Genomic DNA, 17717 nt, shown 5'->3' with positions numbered 1-17717 from the left:
ATGAAAGTTTCCTGCATGCAACATATTTTTATGTATCCACAATAAAAAAGCTGCTCAAAATGAGCAGCTTTTCATCCATTACTTTTGTTCAATTCCTTTTTTCACTTCATCAATCATCGCATTCAATGATTCAAGGCCGCCGCCTGCTAAATACCACATGTCAGAGTTTAAATACACCACATGATTGTTTTTAACCGCTTTGACTGATTTCACATAATCATTTTCAACAAGCTGTTTTGCAGACGTTTCTTCTCCAATCGCCGCGCCTCGATCCACGACAAATAAGTAATCTGGGTTCGTTTTGACCATATACTCATACGAAATGCTTTGTCCATGTTTATCAGATGGCTCTAGCTTTTGATCTGCTGGTGTGATCCCAAATACATCATGGATCAGACCATATCTTGACTTAGGACCAAATGCCGTCATTTTGCTGTCGTTCGCCATGATGACGAGTCCATTTTTCTTTAACTCTTTTGCTTGTTTCTTTAATGCAGCCACTTTTTGGTCAATGGCAGACAGTTCTTTTTTGACTTTGTCTTCCTTATCAAAAATCTTTCCTAATGTTTCAGCATTCTTTTTAAATGATTCCATATAGTTTGCATTATCTACATCCATATAAATCGTCGGAGCAATTTTAGAAAATTCATCAAATGCATCTGCTTGACGGTGCTGAATAATGATCAAGTCAGGCTTCATCTCTGCAATTTTCTCAAAGTTTGGCTCTTTTAACCCGCCGACATTCTCATATTTGTCACTTTCATATTTAGATAAATAGTGAGGAATCACTTGTTTTGGTAAGGCTGTCACGTTGACACCAAGCTTATCAAGTGTATCGAGACTTCCCATATCAAAGACGACGACTTTTTTCGGGTTTTTCTTGATCTTCACACCGTCTTTATTCAACATATCCTTTACTGTTACGGTTTCCTCATTCGTTCCCGCTGTTTCTCCTTGGTTACCACAGGCAGCAAGGACAGCAATCGCTGTTAATACTGTTATCATCCAAATCCATTTTTTCATGATTGATCACCTCTTCATTTTTTCAAGAAAAATATAAGCAAATACGCTCACCACGAATGACTTCGATCGGTATGCGCATGTCATAAATGTGTTCAAGTGCTTCTGTTTGAATCACTTCATCAACGCTTCCTTCTTTGATCACCTGACCCTCTTTTAAGGCGACGATGTGATCTGAATAGACAGATGCAAAGTTAATATCATGGAGAACAACAACAATCGTTTTTCCAAGATCTTTCACGAGCTGCTGAAACAGCTTCATCATTTCAACTGAATGGTTCATATCTAAATTATTTAAAGGCTCATCTAAGAAAATATAATCCGTATCCTGAGCTAGCACCATGGCAATAAAGGCTCTCTGCCTTTGTCCGCCGCTTAGTTCATCTAAATATTGATGCTGGATTTCGACGAGTCTCATGTATTGAAGCGACACATCTATCATGTTCTCATCTTCTTTTGTCAAGCGGCCTTGAGAGTAAGGAAAGCGGCCAAAGCTGACAAGCTCACGAACGGTCAAACGCACACTCATGTGGTTCGACTGCTTCAAGATGCTCATTTTTTTCGCAAGCTCCTGAGGAGAGTACGCACGATAAGGTTTGTCCTCTAAATAAGCTTCCCCAGTATCAGGTTGAATCAGGCGGCTCATGATGGACAAAAGCGTACTTTTGCCTGCGCCATTTGGACCAATGAGAGAGGTCAGCTGTCCTTTTTTTACACTGACAGTTGTTTCGTGAAGCACTGTTTTTCCGTTATATGTCTTACTGACTCCCTTCATCACGACCATGAACGACTCTCCTTTAAAAGTAGATAAATAAAATACAGTCCGCCGACTAAATCAATCAGCACACTAAGCGGTGTTTGAAACGTAAATACCTTTTCCACAAGAAATTCCCCGCCTACAAGCGCAATGACACTAATGAAAAACGAGCCTAATAGCAAGTACGTGTGCCGATATGTACGAAACAGCTCTCTTGCCACATTTACAACGAGTAAGCCAAGAAACGTAATCGGGCCGACGAGGGCCGTCGCAATCGAAACAAGGACGGCAATGACGATCAGCATCTTTTTTGTGATCCTGTCATAGTCAATCCCGAGATTCACAGCCTGTTCCTTTCCTAATGACATGACATCTAATTTCGCGCGGAAGGTCCATATATAAAGACAAAGTGCCGCAAATAAAAGAGAAGCGAAGAGTAAAATATCTGTGTTCATGTGATTAAAACTGGCAAAAGACTTGTCCTGTACGACTTGGTATTCATTCGGGTCAATGAGCATTTCCATAAAGGAAGAAAGACTTTTGAACAATGTTCCAAACACAATCCCGACAAGCAGGAGTAAGAAAATATGCTTGTTTTTGCGCTTGAACATGACTGTATAGAGCAGCACAGAAAAAAGAATCATTAATCCAACGCAGAGAAAGAAATTCAGGTTCTTATTCGCGATCATCATATTGGTCGATCCAAAAAGATAAATAATCGCCGTTTGCAAAAACAAGTAAAGCGCGTCTAACCCTAAAATGCTTGGCGTTAAGATTCGGTTATTGGTCAATGTTTGAAACACAACAGAAGAAAAGGCAATCGCGCCTCCTGTCAAAGTCATGGAAAGCACCTTTTTTAAACGGCTCGGCACTGTGTACTCCCAGTACCCCATTTGAAAGGTGACGAAGATGACAACGAATACGGCTGCAATGGCTGCAATGAGAAATAATGTTCGTTTCTTATGCATAGCGCTTCCTCCTTAATAACATGTACAGGAAGATCGCACTTCCAATGATGCCAACCATAAGCCCGACAGATATTTCATATGGATAAATGATCACCCGTCCGAGTACATCACATATGAGCACAAAAATGGCCCCTAATAAAGCCGTATGCGGCAGGCTCTTTTTCAAGTGATCCCCTCGGTAGATCGATACAATATTCGGAATGATTAAGCCGAGGAATGGCAGCATGCCAACAGTCAAAATCGTTACAGACGTAATCATCGAAACAATCACCAAACCAACTGCCATGACACGTTTATACGTTAAACCTAAATTGACGGCAAAGCTCTCACCCATACCAGCCACTGTAAAGCGGTCAGCATATAAATACGCGATGATCAATAGAGGAACACTCACATAGAGCAGTTCATAACGCCCCTGAACAATAAGAGAAAAATCCCCTTGCAGCCATGCGGATACGTTTTGGATCAAATCATATTTATAGGCTATAAACGTGGAAATTGAATTAACAATTCCGCCAAACATTAAGCCGACTAACGGTACGTAGATCGTATCGTTCACCTTAATATGGCGTAAAATTTTTAAGAATAATAGATTGCCAGCTAACGTAAATAAAAACGCAATCGCCATTTTCATCAGCGGGCTTGCCTGTGTAAAAACAAGCATAGCGGTTAAAATACCCAGCTTGGCCCAATCCATTGTTCCTGCAGTCGTTGGAGAGACAAATTTATTTCTCGTCATGCTTTGCATAATAAAACCGCATAAGCTCAGGCTCATGCCAGCAAGCACAATACTCATCAGCCGCGGGATGCGACTTGAAAATAAGGTGTTCATTTGTTCATCTGATAGATGAAACAACTGTAAAAGAGACAGGTCCTGTACTCCGACAAACAGCGACGCACATGCCAAACACACAAACAACAAAATTAATTGGTACAACTTCATACAGGGTTCACACTTTCTATCAAGCTCTCTGCCACAAATGATTATCATTATCAATTAAGCGACAGTTCATATATTATCATATTTAGTGAAATATTCAATAGTAGAATGAGAGAGGGTGAAAACCGCATAAAAAAACAGCTTTAGGGATCAGCTGCTTTTTTACGCTTCAATATTCAATTGAAACTGCCCTTGCAGTTCCTCTTCAGCCTCTTGAAATAACTGCCGCAAATTCTCTGCATAATCACCAAGCTCGTCTTTGCTTGCTTGATAATGAATCCACGTGAGCTCTAAAGGCAAGCTCACTTCTCCTGTTAAACAGTCCCAAAGGGCATCAAGATTTTTGCCGTAATGATCAGGAAGTTGTAACACTGTTTTTAGTTGATCATGAAGCTCCTCTTGTGATCTGCACATCGCACCATTTAGCTGTACTTTTTTCATTTCCCTCCCCCTCTTCTGTCTTTATTTTAAACGAATTGGAGAGGAAAGAGAAAGAATCCATTTCACTTTTGCCTCTCTCTGAAACTTAAACTAAACAAGATCAGACAGGCAGACAACACGAGCGTGAAAAAGAGCGTTAACACTGTCTGAGTACCGTACATATCAGCAAAGAGACCAACGAACACACTTGGTATGCCAAGACCTAGATACGCAAACAAGTAATATCCAGCAACGGCTCTAGCCGCTTCCTTCTTCCCTTTCTCAACAATCAGCTGGAGACCTCCTAAGTAAGTAAATCCATAGCAAGCTGTGCCCGCTAAAAGAGTTCCAGCAAGGACAAGGAATATGGACCCGCTATTAGCACCGAATAACAGCAGGCCATATCCACACGGAAGACAAATAAAACCGATACGAAGCGCTGCACTGCTATTCATCTTTCGGACAAAAGGCTGCATCAGAACACCTGCCATATTAATAAAAAACAGCGCTGGGCCTACCCACAATTCATAGCCATTTAATTTAAGCTGTGCTGGCAAAATCGAAATGACAAGACCGCACACAGACCATGCGATAGCAATGGCTATGTTCGCAGGCATTGTCCCTTTTGGAAACCTCGGCATGTTCATTAGCGGTTTACTTGCCTCCCCTTGTACAGGCGGCACCAAAAAGAATACAGCAACAATCGTCAACATAATCAAGACCAACACAATCCAATAGCTAAGAGGCGTCAGTGACACTTGCTCAAAAGAAAGAATCGCTGTAAAAAGAGCACCTCCCCCAAATCCAATTGAACTGCATAATGCGATAAACGTTGGGATCCAGCCCGATTTCTCTGGATATAAAGCAATCAAGTAGGCAGTACATGTGCCAACACTTAACCCAAGTCCCACTCCTTGCAGCAGCCGGGCGACAAAGAGCATTTGTATGGTCGGATGCACGATCATGAGCAGGGTGGCACATAATGAAAAGCAAAGAGCGATCAATAAAATCGGTTTTCGTCCTGCCCGGTCAGACATGCCGCCAAGTAACAGTAATACTGGAATCAGTCCGAAAACATACGCAGCAAACACAAGGGCTGTTGACGCCTTTCCGTATCCTGCCTGCTCTGCATATTCCGTATAAAGAGGGACTTGCAGGTTCACTGCTGTTGTAATCATAAAAAGGCTAAATAAAACGAACACAAACGGAATCATAGATAGCTGTGCTGTTTCTTCTTTTGATGCAGGAATCATGGGACTCTCTCCTCTGTGCAAATGATATGAACCAGTGTACACATCATTTGGATTTCTTCCTACATCCAAAAACGAAGCTATTGACCAGTCCATAATTCCATGTCATCATCAATGATGACATGACAAGGGAAAGAAGGTGCACTGTGTACATTCATTTAGACCGTTCCAGCTCTACCCCGCTCTGGCAGCAAATCGTCAATGGCATCATTCAAAAAATTCATACAAACACACTGAATCCTGAGGATCAGTTGACTCCGTCAAGAGTATTAGCACAAGAGCTCAACGTATCTCGATCCACCGTACAGCTTGCCTATGATGAACTGCTGGCAAGAGGCTATGTCAGCACCTCTAGAAGAGGCGGAACAAAGGTCATTTCAAGTGATCACAATGCTGCTTCTCCCCCACATCAAAACGAACCGCCTTTTGCACTTCCGACAAGACCTCACTTTGACGAGGCTGAAAAACAAATGGATCACTGGCTCTCGGCCAATCAATTTCATGACACACTTGAGATTGATTTCCGCCATCAAGAACCAGCCATCGACGACCATTTTCAAAACATATGGAAACGCTCGCTTCTAAAAGCATTACAGCGCTTAAATATGAAAGATTGGGGCTATTCTTCTCCGCACGGATTATGGGAAGTACGTTCAGAAATTCGCCAATACTTATCGGTTGAACGCGGCATTGATATAGAAGAAGACCAAATGGTGTTAACAGGAGGCACACAGCAAGCCATTGACTTGATTTCACAAGTCATGCTCAAAAAAGGAGATACAGTCGCTGTTGAAGATCCTGGTTTTCCTGGAGCAAGGTTGTCCTTTTTACATCGCGAAATGACTATTTACCCCGCACCAGTCGATGAAGAAGGAATGATGGTGAATACATTGCCAGAACGTACAAAGCTGATCGCTGTAACGCCCTCTCATCAGCGGCCAACCGGTGTCTGTATGAGCGTCAATAGAAGACGGGAGCTGTTGCAGTTTGCTGCGAAGGCTCAATCTTACATATTAGAAGATGATTTTGATGGGGATTATCGTTATCATGGCGGACCGCTTCCTTCTTTATTTTCAGAAGCACCCGATCATGTGATCTATATTGTCAGTTTTTCCAAGGTACTTGCTCCAGGCATCCGCCTTGCTGCCATCATCGGCTCCAAAGCAGTCATTAAAGAAATCGCTGCACTGCAATCACTTATTCAAAGACAGCTGCCGATCATGGAGCAAATCACTCTTGCCTCTTTTTTCAGAGAAGGAGAGTTTACGCGATATGTCAGGCGGATGAGACAGGTGTATAAAAAACGGCAGGCAGCGATGATGGATGCTCTTTTGACACATCACTTTGACAAACACTTCCGTTTATATGGAACCGATACAGGCCTTCACGTCTTTTTGGAAGGAACATCAGACTTTGATGAACAAGGCACGATTGAGGCCGCAAAAGCGGCAGGTGTCGGCATTTATCCATTAAGCCCCTATTGTTATGAAAGCAAAAGGAAAGGGTTGCTGCTTGGTTTTGCCTGTACGGATGAAGCCATGATTCAAGAAGGTGTACGCCGATTAAAGCAAACACTGCACATCTAAAAAAGCCTGGAAGTCTCCTTTCCAGGCTTTTCATTGTGATTGCTGAACGTTTCCCACTTCTTCAATGAAAGAGGCTGTCTCTTGCAATCCATCTTGAAAATGTTGAGTAGCTGACATAAACAGCTTTTCTTGATCAGGACGCTTTAACAGCTGCTCTACCTTGCTAATTCCTTTTTCAAATGAAGCAAGACCTGTCTTTAATTGTTTGTCTGCCTTTTGATACACAGCTGGCACTTCTTGATGAGTAAGCCCTTTTTGAATGACACGGTCGAATGCTTTCGTCGCTTTTGTCAATTTTTCATTTACTTGAATTTTTCCATGTCCATCCGAAATAAATTGATCGGTCATGTTTTCATATGCTTCATTTAACTCATCCATATAACGCTGAACCCATTGTTCATACGCAGCTTCTTTTGTGTTTTGTTTTGAAGGCGGCTGACCTGCTTGATTGCAGGCCGTGAGTAGTGTCACTGTCACGGTAAATAGCAGCATCAAATGCCATCGTTTTTTCATACAGGGCCCCCATTTCTCTTTCCCATTTGTTCATATCGGTCAAATATGATCAACTTTTACCTCATACGAACACCTTGTAAGAAATGACTTATTTTTATTGTAACAGACCGCATGTATCACTTCTGTGATTTATGCGGAAATGAATGAAAATCCTTCTAATGGTTCACATTTCCCTGCCATTTCATGATGATACAGTCAATAGACGACGAGAAAGGCACATTTGGTTTCAATCTATTTCATTTTCGCCATTTTTTCTCAAATAAAAAAGACCCCTTTCGGCGCCTTTTCCTTAGATGTATGGATTTCAAATGATGATCTTTCTTAGAATGGAAGCTGCCTTATATTCTGCTATGCATGCGGCAACACCCTCTATGATCCTACCCATTTATTGCAGCTTTCCTTTACAAGCAATCTCCAGCTCTTCTACCACCTTGCCATCTTGAATGAGATATGCTTTTTCATGAAGATTCACAGCAGGACAGATGTGATTCGGAATCATTTGCACCTTCTCACCGATCTGTACACTTTGACGAAAGCCTTCATGATAGATAATGGCATGCTCATCAAATACGCTTGAAACAAATACATCATCATATTCTTTCACTTTGCCTAAGCCCTCTGTTTTGGTCAGCCCTTTTGTACGCGTTTGTGCCGTCAGCCCCTTGGCCCCTACATCTGTAATCACCCGGCGCTCTGTCGGTTTACTAATGACCGTCGTCAGCACAGATGCTGCACAATGTGAATATGTGCCGATTACATTGGACTGGGAAGCATCCATCAAGATGTATGTGCCTGGCCGTATTTCAGTGACTCCTTTTGGAATAACAAATTGAAATAAAAATGGCGGTGTTGATCCAATACTGACGACCTCTAGCGGCATACCAGCTTCTTCTGCAATCTGCGCAAAACGGAGTGTTCGATTTACAGCCTCCTCGTATAATGTCCGGCAATGTGCTTTACTTTCCGCTTGATACGTATGACCATCATGAGAAAAAATCCCCTTTAAATGAACGGCATCACTTGTTTGAATCGCCTCTAATATGTGGCAGAAATCACGTTCTTCAATGACACCAGACCTTCCCTCTCCAACCTCTATCTCAATTAAAACCTCCGCTTTTTTCTCTGATTCACAAAAGACTTGCTCAATCTGCTTCACATGCTCAACACAATCTACACCGAATGAAATCTGTATCGACTCTGCCAGTTTACGAATCCGCTTGAGTTTAATCTCACCTACAATTTGATTGGCGATAAAAATATCCTTTAGCCCATGGGCTGCCATTACTTCAGCCTCTCCTACTTTCGCTACCGTAATGCCAGATGCACCTTTCTCTTCCTGCAGCTTGGCAAGTGCAGGCGTTTTATGAGTTTTCGTATGAGGGCGCAATTTGACATGCTGACGGTCTGCGTATTGTTGCATCGCCGCTACATTCTCCATCAACACCCGTTTATCAATGAGTAGTGCCGGCGTATCCAGTTCTTCATACATCATCCCCATGACCCCTTTCATTATATAAAAAATTATACGATATATATAAATTATATATTTTTTTATACGATAATCAATGGTTTTTTCTGCAAAAAAGTGATGGCGATGAGTAAGCAGTCCAGCGGCTGTCTGCCGCTGATCTCTCACTAATAACGATTGCGAAGTTCTCTTAAGATAAAATCATACACAAGGTTGAGCTGCTGTTCTTTTGGATACAGCATAAATTCTTGTTTCTTAGGAAGACCTCCATCAAGTCGATCTTGAAATTTCGTTCGGAGATACGCTGTTCGGTGTACCTGACTCTCAAATGACTTATATGAGACATCTAGTTTGACCGATTGCTCATTTGTAAAAGTAACAACCGTGTCTCCGAGGGATGATTCCTGAAAGATATGAATGTATTTGTGGGAGATCCATCCGCATTGAGGGCGGTTGGATGAATAGGTTGGGAAGAAATACAGATGATTGGATGAGTCAATCACGATGGGAGGCTTGTGGGAAATACCTGTTACTTCATATGTTCCCGCTTTTCTGCCTGCATAGCTTGAGCCAAAGAACCTGCAACTGCGTTCTATAATTTGCAGCGGCTTTAATTCAACGTAAAAGCTTGTCTCTCTTTCGATCACTTTTGAATATACTCGTTTTCCTTCTTCAACCGGAAGGACCGCCATTGTTGTTTGATTAATGACGTATGAATCTAATGGTGTTTCACTAATTCCTGACACTTCATTTCCTCCTGTGTTAATTTTTGGTTATTTTAGATACTATTAATCTATCACCAACGTATAAGAAACGACAGGATTTTTTCAATATTTATTTAAAATTATCTTTTTATCATGTTATTTAGTACATTCGATCTATCTAAAAGCCATTTTTAAAGATATATCGCATCTTGTCGACTGGACAAGGGGTGTCGATATGACTCAAAAATAAATTGTCTAAAAATTATAAATTCTTGTTGATTTTTTCTCCGCCAATCCATATACTATAAAAAAGGCATCGGGGGGATTCTTTATGAAAGAGAAAAAAACGTATGCTGAGCTCATGAAGTCCCGCAACACCCAAAAAACCGAAGAAAACGGCGTGACGATTTTAGACATCTATATTCAAATGGTTTTAGATGAGGCGCTTTATAAACAGCGCTTAACCTTCCTTAGAGAAGAGATTGATAAGGCACTGGATCAGCGTGATGAAAAGCGATTCAACGACCTGTCAGCTCAATATGCAGAACACTGCTTACATTAATTATGATGATTTTACTTGCGGCAGAGAGACAGAAACTTGTCTCTTTACCGCAAGTTTTTTGTTTTTATCCATTTAATATGGTTCCGCCATTCACATGAATCATTTGTCCATTCATATAAGAAGAGTCTTCGCTCGCTAAAAATAAATAACTTGGCGCTAACTCTACTGGCTCACCAGGCCGCTCCATTGGGACATCTCCACCAAATTCAGACACTTCCTTTTCCGTAAATGTGGATGGAATCAGTGGTGTCCAAATCGGTCCAGGCGCTACCCCATTTACCCGAATCCCTTGTTTGATAAGAGATAGAGATAATGACCTTGTAAACGTTACAACCGCCCCTTTTGTCGATGAATAATCAATTAAGGTTTCATGACCTTTATAAGCAGTGACCGATGCTGTATTAATAATACTGCTTCCTTTCTTTAAATGAGGGAGCACCGCTTTTGTTAAATAGAACATGGCAAATATATTCGTTTGAAATGTCCGAAGAAGCTGGTGAGAGGTAATCTGTTCAATGCTTTTTTGCGGATGCTGTTCACCTGCATTGTTGACCAAAATATCAATCGAACCGAAAGCATCTTTTGTTTGTTTGACGACCTCGTGTGAAAAAGCTTCATCCCCTAGGTCACCTGATATTAAAATGACGCGACCTCCCATCTTTTCAATATAGTCCTTCGTTTCTTCCGCATCACGATGTTCATTCAAATAAACAATCGCTACATTGGCTCCTTCTTTGGCAAATAAGACAGATACTGCTCTTCCAATCCCGCTGTCTCCACCTGTGACAATCGCCGTTTTCCCTGTCAGCTTTTTGCCTTGCACCTCTCGATCAAAGATAGGTCTAGGGTTCATTTTATATTCAAGTCCTGGACGTTCGTTCTGATGCTGAGGCGGTAACGTTTTCTTTGGCTGCTTTGTTGACACGTCAGTCCACTCCTTCCTTTTTATCTCGTTTATTTTTATGTGTTGCTCATTTTTTTATGTATTTCGCTCTTGTTTTCACTAAAATGTATGATTTTCAGCATCGTGGAAAAATTATACACAATAAGTGACTGGAGGCGACAACATGGAACAAGAACATAAAGGATCGGAACAAGCAAAGTCGTTATGGCTAGCTGATAGTGAGAAGCCCTCTTTTCCTACTGTCAGCGAAGATCTTACAGCAGATGTCATCATTGTCGGTGCCGGTATTACCGGTATCGCTACTGCATTTGAAATGACAGAACGCGGACTGGATGTCATCATCATAGATGCTGATCAAGTGCTGCAAGGAACCACTGGACATACGACAGCGAAAATTACCTCCCAGCATGATGTGTACTATCATGAGCTGATTCAGCATATTGGTATGCCGAAAGCCCGTTTATATGTAGAAGCAAATGAAAAAGCAAAGGAGCTCATCCAAGCACGTGTGAAAGAGTATGACATTGATTGTCAGCTTGAGGTAAAAGATGCTTACCTTTATACAACAGAAGAAAACGGCGTCAAAAAGTTAAAGAAGGAATTAGATGCGTACAAACAGCTCGGTATCGATCGCGAATGGAAAACAGCGCTCCCGTTTGATGCTCGCATCAAGGCAGCCCTCGCCATGACGCAGCAGGCACAATTTCATCCTCTTCATTATCTTCATGCACTGATCGATCAGCTCATTGACCGAGGCGTGCGCATATTTGAACAGACAGCGGCAGTCGATGTAAAAGAAGGAAAACACCCTGCTGTCATCACAAAAAGTGGTCATCATCTGATGGGGCGCTCTATCATTTCATGCTCACACTTTCCTTTTTACGATGGCAAAGGACTGTATTTCACGCGAATCCATCCTGAGCAATCTTATGTCGTCGCAGCCAAAACAAAAAAACCGCTTCCAGACGGCATGTACTTAGGAATTGATCAGCCTGCCCATTCATTAAGAACGGCGAAATTCCATGGAGAAGATGTCGTGCTCATCGGTGGACAAGGCCATAAAACCGGACAAGGCGGAGATGAATCCGCACACTATGAAGCACTAGAAAAGTTTGGTGAAGCCACCCTTGGTATAACGGAAGTCCTTTACCGCTGGTCCACGCATGATATGGTCACAATGGATCAAATCCCTTACATTGGCCGCCTGACATCACATCATTCGAATATTTTCATTGCAACAGGCTTTAGAAAATGGGGCATGACCACAAGCCACGTAGCAGCGACACTGATCGGAGATTTGATCGAAGGAAAATCGAATCCTTACGAATCCATCTTTACTCCATCAAGACTCGTGTCAGACGCATTCGTAAAAGACTTTATCAAAGAAAACACCAATGTTGCAGCGAAGCTAATCAGCGGTAAATTAAAACGAGCTGATCAAACAATTGATGATTTAAATCCGGGTGAAGGCGGGATTGTATCTTATGAGCATAAAAAATGTGGCGCATTTAAGTCAGAGGACGGCGATATCTTTCTTGTCGATACAACCTGTACTCATTTAGGCTGTGAAGTCGCGTGGAATAATAGTGACCGCACGTGGGACTGTCCTTGTCACGGGTCTCGCTTCTCCATTACGGGAGAAGTAGTAGAAGGTCCGGCGAAAAAACCACTAAAAAGGTCATATAAAGAACAGTAAAATTTCACTGTTTTCCCTTTAAAAAAACCAAAATTATCCGATAAAAAACATAAAGTCTGATATTTTTGATAATCATGGGGGGACAAACACATTGTTATTTAAAAAAGAGAGTAAAAAGAAAAACACTGCTTTTTTCACACAGCAGGATGATGGGATAAAACGAATTAATTTTCCGGAGAATACGGACATTGCCAAACAAATTAAAATGATTGATTTGACGCAGCAAGACCTTTTTATCTTGAAACAGCTGAATCCAATCGTTCAAGATGAAATTGAACATATCGTCGATAAATTTTATAAAAACCTAGAAGTCGAGTCTTCCTTGATGCACATCATTCAAGATAACAGCTCAGTCGAGCGTCTAAAGAAAACACTACGCATTCATATTAGTGAAATGTTTGCCGGTGTGATTGACGAATCTTATGTGGCCAAAAGAATTAAAATTGCACAAGTTCATTTAAGAATTGGACTTCAACCTAAATGGTATATGGCAGCCTTCCAAGACCTATTGCTATCCATAATGGATTTATTTGCCCAGCATATCCAAGATTTCAAAGAATATCAGACGGCAGTGAAAGCGACGACGAAAATTTTAAATCTAGAGCAGCAGCTTGTCCTAGATACGTTCCAAAATGAATACTCTAAAGTTCGTGATGAAGCAGAACTACAGCAAAAAGAGCTTCATACAAAAATTACAGAAACATCTAATTCACTTGCTTCTCTCTTCTCAAACACAACAAATGCAGTGGACAAACTTGTATCAAAATCTGATGAGATGGCGGATATGTCACAGGCTGGCACAAAGATTTCAGCACAAGTTGAAGAGAAATCAATTGGCGGTAAAAAAGAGTTAGAAATTCAGCAGACGCAAATGAACCAAATTGACGGCAGTATGACAAAGATTGAAACAGAAATTAAACGCTTAGAAGAAATTGCGAAACAAATTGAACAAATTTTTGGGATCGTCACAGGTATTGCGGAGCAAACGAATTTACTATCTTTAAACGCTTCAATCGAATCAGCTCGAGCAGGTGAACATGGCAAAGGCTTTGCTGTCGTTGCAAACGAGGTTCGCAAATTATCAGAGGATACAAAGAAAACGGTTTCAACTGTATCTGAGCTCGTCAACAACACAAATTCACAAATCGCCATTGTGTCACAGCATATTGCTGATGTGAATTTACTTGTGACAGACAGTAAAGAAAAAATGACCCAAATCAACTCGCTATTCGATGATATCGTCAGCAGCATGAACTTAAGCAAAAACCAAAATGGAAAAATTGAAATAGATTTGCAAACATTCCTAAATGAATTGAAAGAAGTCAAACAAACAGTGTCCCAAGTGGCAAGTTCGGTCGAGTCCTTAACGAGTCTGACAAATCACTGATCCAGTCATTCTTCTTCTGTTTTAGTATAATAGAGGAAAAGATAGAAAAGGCGGGATTTGATTGACAGCAATTTGCCTAGTCAGACACGGAGAAACCGATTGGAATGCAGCGAAACGAATTCAAGGACGAACAGATATCCCTTTAAATGACACTGGTAAATGGCAAGCGGAACAAACCGGTCTTTACTTAAAAGATGCCCACTGGGATGTTGTCATTTCCAGTCCGCTATCAAGGGCAAAAGAAACAGCTCATTTGATTTTACAGCATGTACATGCACCGCTCGTGATCATGGACGATTTTATTGAACGTGACTATGGCGACGCTGAAGGCATGTCATTTGAGGAACGTCAGAAACTGTTTCCAAATAAACAGTATCCAAATATGGAACCACTATCGGCACTTCAAGATCGAATGCTAGAAGGTATCGAAAAAGTGAGAGCAACCTACCCAGATCAACGGGTACTAATCGTAGCACACGGTGCTGCCATCCATGCCTTACTCACCTCACTAGCTGACGAACATATGGGTATTAAGGATACAAGGCTTGAGAATGCCTGCTTAAATTATGTGGAATGGACAGATGGTGAATGGAAGGTGAACGATTACAACGTGGTCAGCCATTTAACACAATCTGCCCCTTCTTAAAGAACCTGTTTTCATAGCAGGTTCTTTTTCATGTCAAAAACAATGATAAAATAATATTTTTTTATATCGAAATTCGAAATAGATGATAGCCTTTTCTACCTATTTTATGGCATTTCGGGTATCGAATGTTTATCCTCAAATGGATCATGAGAAAAAAAGCACGATTCCTTTTTAATAGGAAACCGTTGGAAATATAGAATAAACATATTTTACCATCATTTCCAAGCGACTTAATTCCCTATTTTTCGCTAGGACTTCCACAAAAATTCGGGCCTACTCTTATTTGCCTATCTCTATTAAACTGAAAATACAGAATAATCAAACGGATCATTCTAATAGACTACGGATGATTATTCTGAAATAAGAAAAAGGGATGTGGAATGTGCGTGAAAAAGAAAAATGTGATGACAAGTGTTTTATTGGCTGTCCCTCTTCTGTTTTCAGCAGGGTTTGGAGGCTCGATGGCAAATGCCGAGACTGCCTCAAAGTCAGAAAGCGAAAAAAGCTATATCGTTGGCTTTAAAGCTTCTGCCACCACAAACAGCTCTAAGAAACAAGCAGTGACACAAAATGGTGGGAAATTAGAAAAACAATACCGCCTCATTAATGCTGCACAAGTGAAGATGTCTGAACAAGCCGCAAAAAAACTTGAACACGACCCTAGCATTGCTTATGTAGAAGAAGACCACAAAGCAGAAGCATATGCCCAAACCGTCCCTTATGGTATCCCTCAAATCAAAGCTCCAGCCGTACACGCTCAAGGTTATAAAGGTGCTAACGTCAAAGTAGCTGTCCTTGATACTGGAATCCACGCCGCACACCCTGACTTAAATGTTGCAGGCGGTGCTAGCTTCGTCCCTTCAGAGCCAAATGCCACACAAGACTTTCAATCACACGGAACTCACGTAGCCGGAACCATTGCTGCCCTTGATAACACGATTGGTGTTCTTGGGGTTGCGCCAAGCGCCTCCTTGTATGCCGTTAAAGTGTTAGATCGAAACGGAGATGGACAATACAGCTGGATTATCAGCGGTATTGAATGGGCTGTTGCCAATAACATGGATGTCATCAATATGAGCTTAGGCGGACCAAACGGCTCCACAGCGCTTAAAAATGCTGTAGACACAGCGAATAACCGCGGAGTAGTTGTCGTTGCCGCAGCAGGGAATTCAGGTTCAATTGGCTCTACTAGCACCGTAGGCTATCCTGCAAAATACGACTCTACAATTGCTGTTGCCAACGTGAACAGCAACAATGTCAGAAACTCGTCTTCTAGCGCAGGTCCTGAATTAGATGTTTCTGCACCTGGTACATCGATTTTAAGTACAGTACCAAGCAGTGGATATACGTCTTATACGGGAACATCAATGGCATCTCCTCATGTAGCAGGAGCAGCAGCGCTTATCCTTTCTAAGTATCCGAATCTATCAACGTCTCAGGTTCGTCAGCGCTTAGAAAATACGGCAACACCGCTTGGTAATTCGTTCTATTATGGAAAAGGATTAATTAACGTTCAAGCGGCTTCTAACTAAAATAAGTGTGACAAAAAAATCCGGCGAACTGAGCCGGATTTTTTATTTATTGCTTTTTCGATGTTTCCTCTTTTTTTGCGGCTTTTTCCATATCGATGATTCTCTCCATCATCGTCGGGTGTCCATAGCGGAATATTTTCACTAAAAGTGGCGGATTGACTTGGGAAAGCCCTGATTTTGCAAGCTTTTGAAATGACGTCACCCCCGCCTCTCCATCTTTCGTCAAGTTCACGGCGTATTCATCAGCTGCACGTTCTTGATGCCTTGACACAGCATTTGTAAAAGGAGAAGCAACAAATGACAGCATAGACACAATGATCAACAGAAGCGGCAGAGCAGCAACGTCATGTGGTGCCTTCAGACGAAATGAAGAAGCGCCTTTTTGGTAAAGGGAAAAATAAAAACGGTCAATGGCAAAAAATCCAACCAGAGACAGCACTAAATATCCTGCTAAACCGATATACACATGCTTCATCACGTAATGTCCCATCTCATGCGCCATGATAAATAAGATTTCACGGTCTTTCAGCTTTTGAAGTGTCGTATCCCACAAAACAATACGCTTATTTTCACCAATTCCTGTGACGTAAGCATTCATCGTGTTTGTTTTCTCTGACATGTTGACTTCATATACATGATCTGCTGGAATGTGTGCTTTCTCTGCAAGAGTTAATATCTTTTTCTCAAGCGCTTGATCCTTCAATGGGTAAAAATCATTGTAGAGTGGATCAATAACGACCGGCTGTATAAAGAAGAGAAACAGTGTAACTGGAACGGTTAAACACCAAGCATACAGCCACCAATATTTCCTTTTCTTTTGAATGAGCCAAAAGAACACAATTGCGCATAGAACAAGCAGTGGATATTGAATCCAAAAATCAAGCGTTTGGTCTTTTAGCCAACTTGCCGTGCTTTGTACTGAAACACCGTAGTACAAGGACAACTGGTAGCTCACCCACTTGACCGGCAATGTGATCAGCATCGTCAAAAATGACAGCACAAACACATACACAAGTTTGCTCAAAAGGTCAAAACGAGCTGCTACCAAGCTCCAATCTGCTAATTTCCTTGAAAACCCTGAAATGAGCAAAAGGAAAAAGACATACCAATCTAAAGGAATTGTCATAAAGTACAACAGGTTACGAATGTTCGAGTAATTTCCACTGATCAAAAGCTCATGGCTTGTCATAAATGTATGCGGGTCTGCACTTGTCCCTTTCACACTGTCAGGGACAGATGAATCCCCCATTAGGAATAAGTAAGAATAAATAAAAAGACCGTACAATATGTATGCTACCGTTGCAAGAGCTACCCATTTGCGTACTCGCACTGGTCAGCCTCCTTTCCATTTCTCTCTCTATTGT

At 41.5% G+C, this 17717-nt stretch carries 17 protein-coding genes; 6 read left to right on the top strand and 11 right to left on the bottom strand.

Annotated elements, in window-relative coordinates; genetic code table 11:
* Positions 1 to 78: 78 nt before the first annotated feature.
* The 6 genes from NSQ17_RS05365 to NSQ17_RS05340 all read right to left on the bottom strand — a co-directional run bounded on the left by NSQ17_RS05365 (position 79) and on the right by NSQ17_RS05340 (position 5358).
* Positions 79 to 1023 carry a siderophore ABC transporter substrate-binding protein gene (locus NSQ17_RS05365; RefSeq protein WP_342467928.1) on the bottom strand — a complete coding sequence of 315 codons (945 nt, stop codon included), beginning with the start codon at positions 1021 to 1023 and terminating at the stop codon, positions 79 to 81.
* A gap of 22 nt (positions 1024 to 1045) precedes the next feature.
* Positions 1046 to 1804 (bottom strand): ATP-binding cassette domain-containing protein, encoded by a 759-nt coding sequence (locus NSQ17_RS05360; RefSeq protein ID WP_019743341.1) that lies wholly within the window; start codon positions 1802 to 1804, stop codon positions 1046 to 1048.
* A complete protein-coding gene (locus NSQ17_RS05355; RefSeq protein ID WP_342467927.1) occupies positions 1795 to 2745 on the bottom strand; it encodes an iron chelate uptake ABC transporter family permease subunit in 951 nt (316 codons plus the stop codon). The genes NSQ17_RS05360 and NSQ17_RS05355 overlap by 10 nt, the downstream gene beginning before the upstream one ends.
* On the bottom strand, positions 2738 to 3688 hold the full coding sequence (locus NSQ17_RS05350; RefSeq protein ID WP_342467926.1) for an ABC transporter permease: 951 nt from the start codon (positions 3686 to 3688) through the stop codon (positions 2738 to 2740). Before NSQ17_RS05350 ends, NSQ17_RS05355 begins: the two co-directional genes overlap by 8 nt.
* A 159-nt stretch (positions 3689 to 3847) precedes the next feature.
* On the bottom strand, positions 3848 to 4126 hold the full coding sequence (locus NSQ17_RS05345; protein WP_041507495.1) for a barstar family protein: 279 nt from the start codon (positions 4124 to 4126) through the stop codon (positions 3848 to 3850).
* 62 nt (positions 4127 to 4188) lie between these two features.
* Positions 4189 to 5358, bottom strand: coding sequence for an MFS transporter (locus tag NSQ17_RS05340; protein WP_342467925.1), 1170 nt, complete (start codon positions 5356 to 5358; stop codon positions 4189 to 4191).
* 143 nt (positions 5359 to 5501) lie between these two features.
* On the opposite strand from NSQ17_RS05340, the gene NSQ17_RS05335 reads away from it, so the two are divergent.
* A complete protein-coding gene (locus NSQ17_RS05335) occupies positions 5502 to 6941 on the top strand; it encodes a PLP-dependent aminotransferase family protein (RefSeq protein WP_342467924.1) in 1440 nt (479 codons plus the stop codon).
* Positions 6942 to 6971: 30 nt separating this feature from the next.
* Here NSQ17_RS05335 and NSQ17_RS05330 read toward each other — a convergent pair whose 3' ends face one another.
* The 3 genes from NSQ17_RS05330 to NSQ17_RS05320 form a co-directional block, all read right to left on the bottom strand.
* Entirely contained in the window at positions 6972 to 7454 is a 483-nt protein-coding gene (locus NSQ17_RS05330) for a hypothetical protein (RefSeq protein ID WP_008348662.1), read from the bottom strand.
* Between the two features lie 385 nt (positions 7455 to 7839).
* Complete coding sequence (locus tag NSQ17_RS05325) at positions 7840 to 8946, bottom strand: D-TA family PLP-dependent enzyme (protein WP_342467923.1); 1107 nt, start codon at positions 8944 to 8946, stop codon at positions 7840 to 7842.
* A 143-nt stretch (positions 8947 to 9089) separates the two neighbouring features.
* On the bottom strand, positions 9090 to 9668 hold the full coding sequence (locus tag NSQ17_RS05320; RefSeq protein ID WP_017366958.1) for a competence protein ComK: 579 nt from the start codon (positions 9666 to 9668) through the stop codon (positions 9090 to 9092).
* A gap of 289 nt (positions 9669 to 9957) precedes the next feature.
* Between NSQ17_RS05320 and NSQ17_RS05315 the strand changes: the two genes are divergently transcribed.
* Complete coding sequence (locus tag NSQ17_RS05315) at positions 9958 to 10188, top strand: IDEAL domain-containing protein (RefSeq protein ID WP_003210924.1); 231 nt, start codon at positions 9958 to 9960, stop codon at positions 10186 to 10188.
* Between the two features lie 64 nt (positions 10189 to 10252).
* Here the strand turns inward: NSQ17_RS05315 and NSQ17_RS05310 are convergent, their stop codons facing one another.
* A complete protein-coding gene (locus tag NSQ17_RS05310; protein ID WP_017360297.1) occupies positions 10253 to 11113 on the bottom strand; it encodes an SDR family oxidoreductase in 861 nt (286 codons plus the stop codon).
* 142 nt (positions 11114 to 11255) lie between these two features.
* Between NSQ17_RS05310 and NSQ17_RS05305 the strand changes: the two genes are divergently transcribed.
* The 4 genes from NSQ17_RS05305 to NSQ17_RS05290 all read left to right on the top strand — a co-directional run bounded on the left by NSQ17_RS05305 (position 11256) and on the right by NSQ17_RS05290 (position 16353).
* On the top strand, positions 11256 to 12788 hold the full coding sequence (locus tag NSQ17_RS05305) for an FAD-dependent oxidoreductase (RefSeq protein WP_342467922.1): 1533 nt from the start codon (positions 11256 to 11258) through the stop codon (positions 12786 to 12788).
* Between the two features lie 91 nt (positions 12789 to 12879).
* Positions 12880 to 14175: a globin-coupled sensor protein gene (locus tag NSQ17_RS05300; RefSeq protein WP_007497200.1), complete on the top strand. Its 1296-nt coding sequence runs from the start codon at positions 12880 to 12882 to the stop codon at positions 14173 to 14175.
* Positions 14176 to 14236: 61 nt separating this feature from the next.
* Positions 14237 to 14821, top strand: a complete 585-nt coding sequence (locus NSQ17_RS05295; protein WP_025207047.1) for a histidine phosphatase family protein — start codon at positions 14237 to 14239, stop codon at positions 14819 to 14821.
* Positions 14822 to 15207: 386 nt separating this feature from the next.
* Positions 15208 to 16353, top strand: coding sequence for a S8 family peptidase (locus NSQ17_RS05290; RefSeq protein ID WP_045034875.1), 1146 nt, complete (start codon positions 15208 to 15210; stop codon positions 16351 to 16353).
* Positions 16354 to 16399: 46 nt separating this feature from the next.
* Here NSQ17_RS05290 and NSQ17_RS05285 read toward each other — a convergent pair whose 3' ends face one another.
* Positions 16400 to 17683, bottom strand: coding sequence for a M48 family metallopeptidase (locus tag NSQ17_RS05285; protein WP_342467921.1), 1284 nt, complete (start codon positions 17681 to 17683; stop codon positions 16400 to 16402).
* Positions 17684 to 17717: the final 34 nt, after the last annotated feature.

The sequence above is a fragment of the Bacillus sp. FSL W8-0629 genome (assembly GCF_038593225.1).
Taxonomy (GTDB): domain Bacteria; phylum Bacillota; class Bacilli; order Bacillales; family Bacillaceae; genus Bacillus; species Bacillus altitudinis.
Note: the sequence above shows the minus strand (reverse complement) of the source record. Positions and strands in the feature narration are given on the sequence as shown.

Coding starts and splice junctions, on each gene's coding strand:
- NSQ17_RS05315 (WP_003210924.1), top strand. CDS start 9,958: ATGAAAGAGAAAAAAACGTATGCTGAGCTCATGAAGTCCCGCAACACC.
- NSQ17_RS05330 (WP_008348662.1), bottom strand. CDS start 7,454: ATGAAAAAACGATGGCATTTGATGCTGCTATTTACCGTGACAGTGACA.
- NSQ17_RS05325 (WP_342467923.1), bottom strand. CDS start 8,946: ATGATGTATGAAGAACTGGATACGCCGGCACTACTCATTGATAAACGG.
- NSQ17_RS05345 (WP_041507495.1), bottom strand. CDS start 4,126: ATGAAAAAAGTACAGCTAAATGGTGCGATGTGCAGATCACAAGAGGAG.
- NSQ17_RS05360 (WP_019743341.1), bottom strand. CDS start 1,804: ATGGTCGTGATGAAGGGAGTCAGTAAGACATATAACGGAAAAACAGTG.
- NSQ17_RS05365 (WP_342467928.1), bottom strand. CDS start 1,023: ATGAAAAAATGGATTTGGATGATAACAGTATTAACAGCGATTGCTGTC.
- NSQ17_RS05355 (WP_342467927.1), bottom strand. CDS start 2,745: ATGCATAAGAAACGAACATTATTTCTCATTGCAGCCATTGCAGCCGTA.
- NSQ17_RS05350 (WP_342467926.1), bottom strand. CDS start 3,688: ATGAAGTTGTACCAATTAATTTTGTTGTTTGTGTGTTTGGCATGTGCG.
- NSQ17_RS05340 (WP_342467925.1), bottom strand. CDS start 5,358: ATGATTCCTGCATCAAAAGAAGAAACAGCACAGCTATCTATGATTCCG.
- NSQ17_RS05305 (WP_342467922.1), top strand. CDS start 11,256: ATGGAACAAGAACATAAAGGATCGGAACAAGCAAAGTCGTTATGGCTA.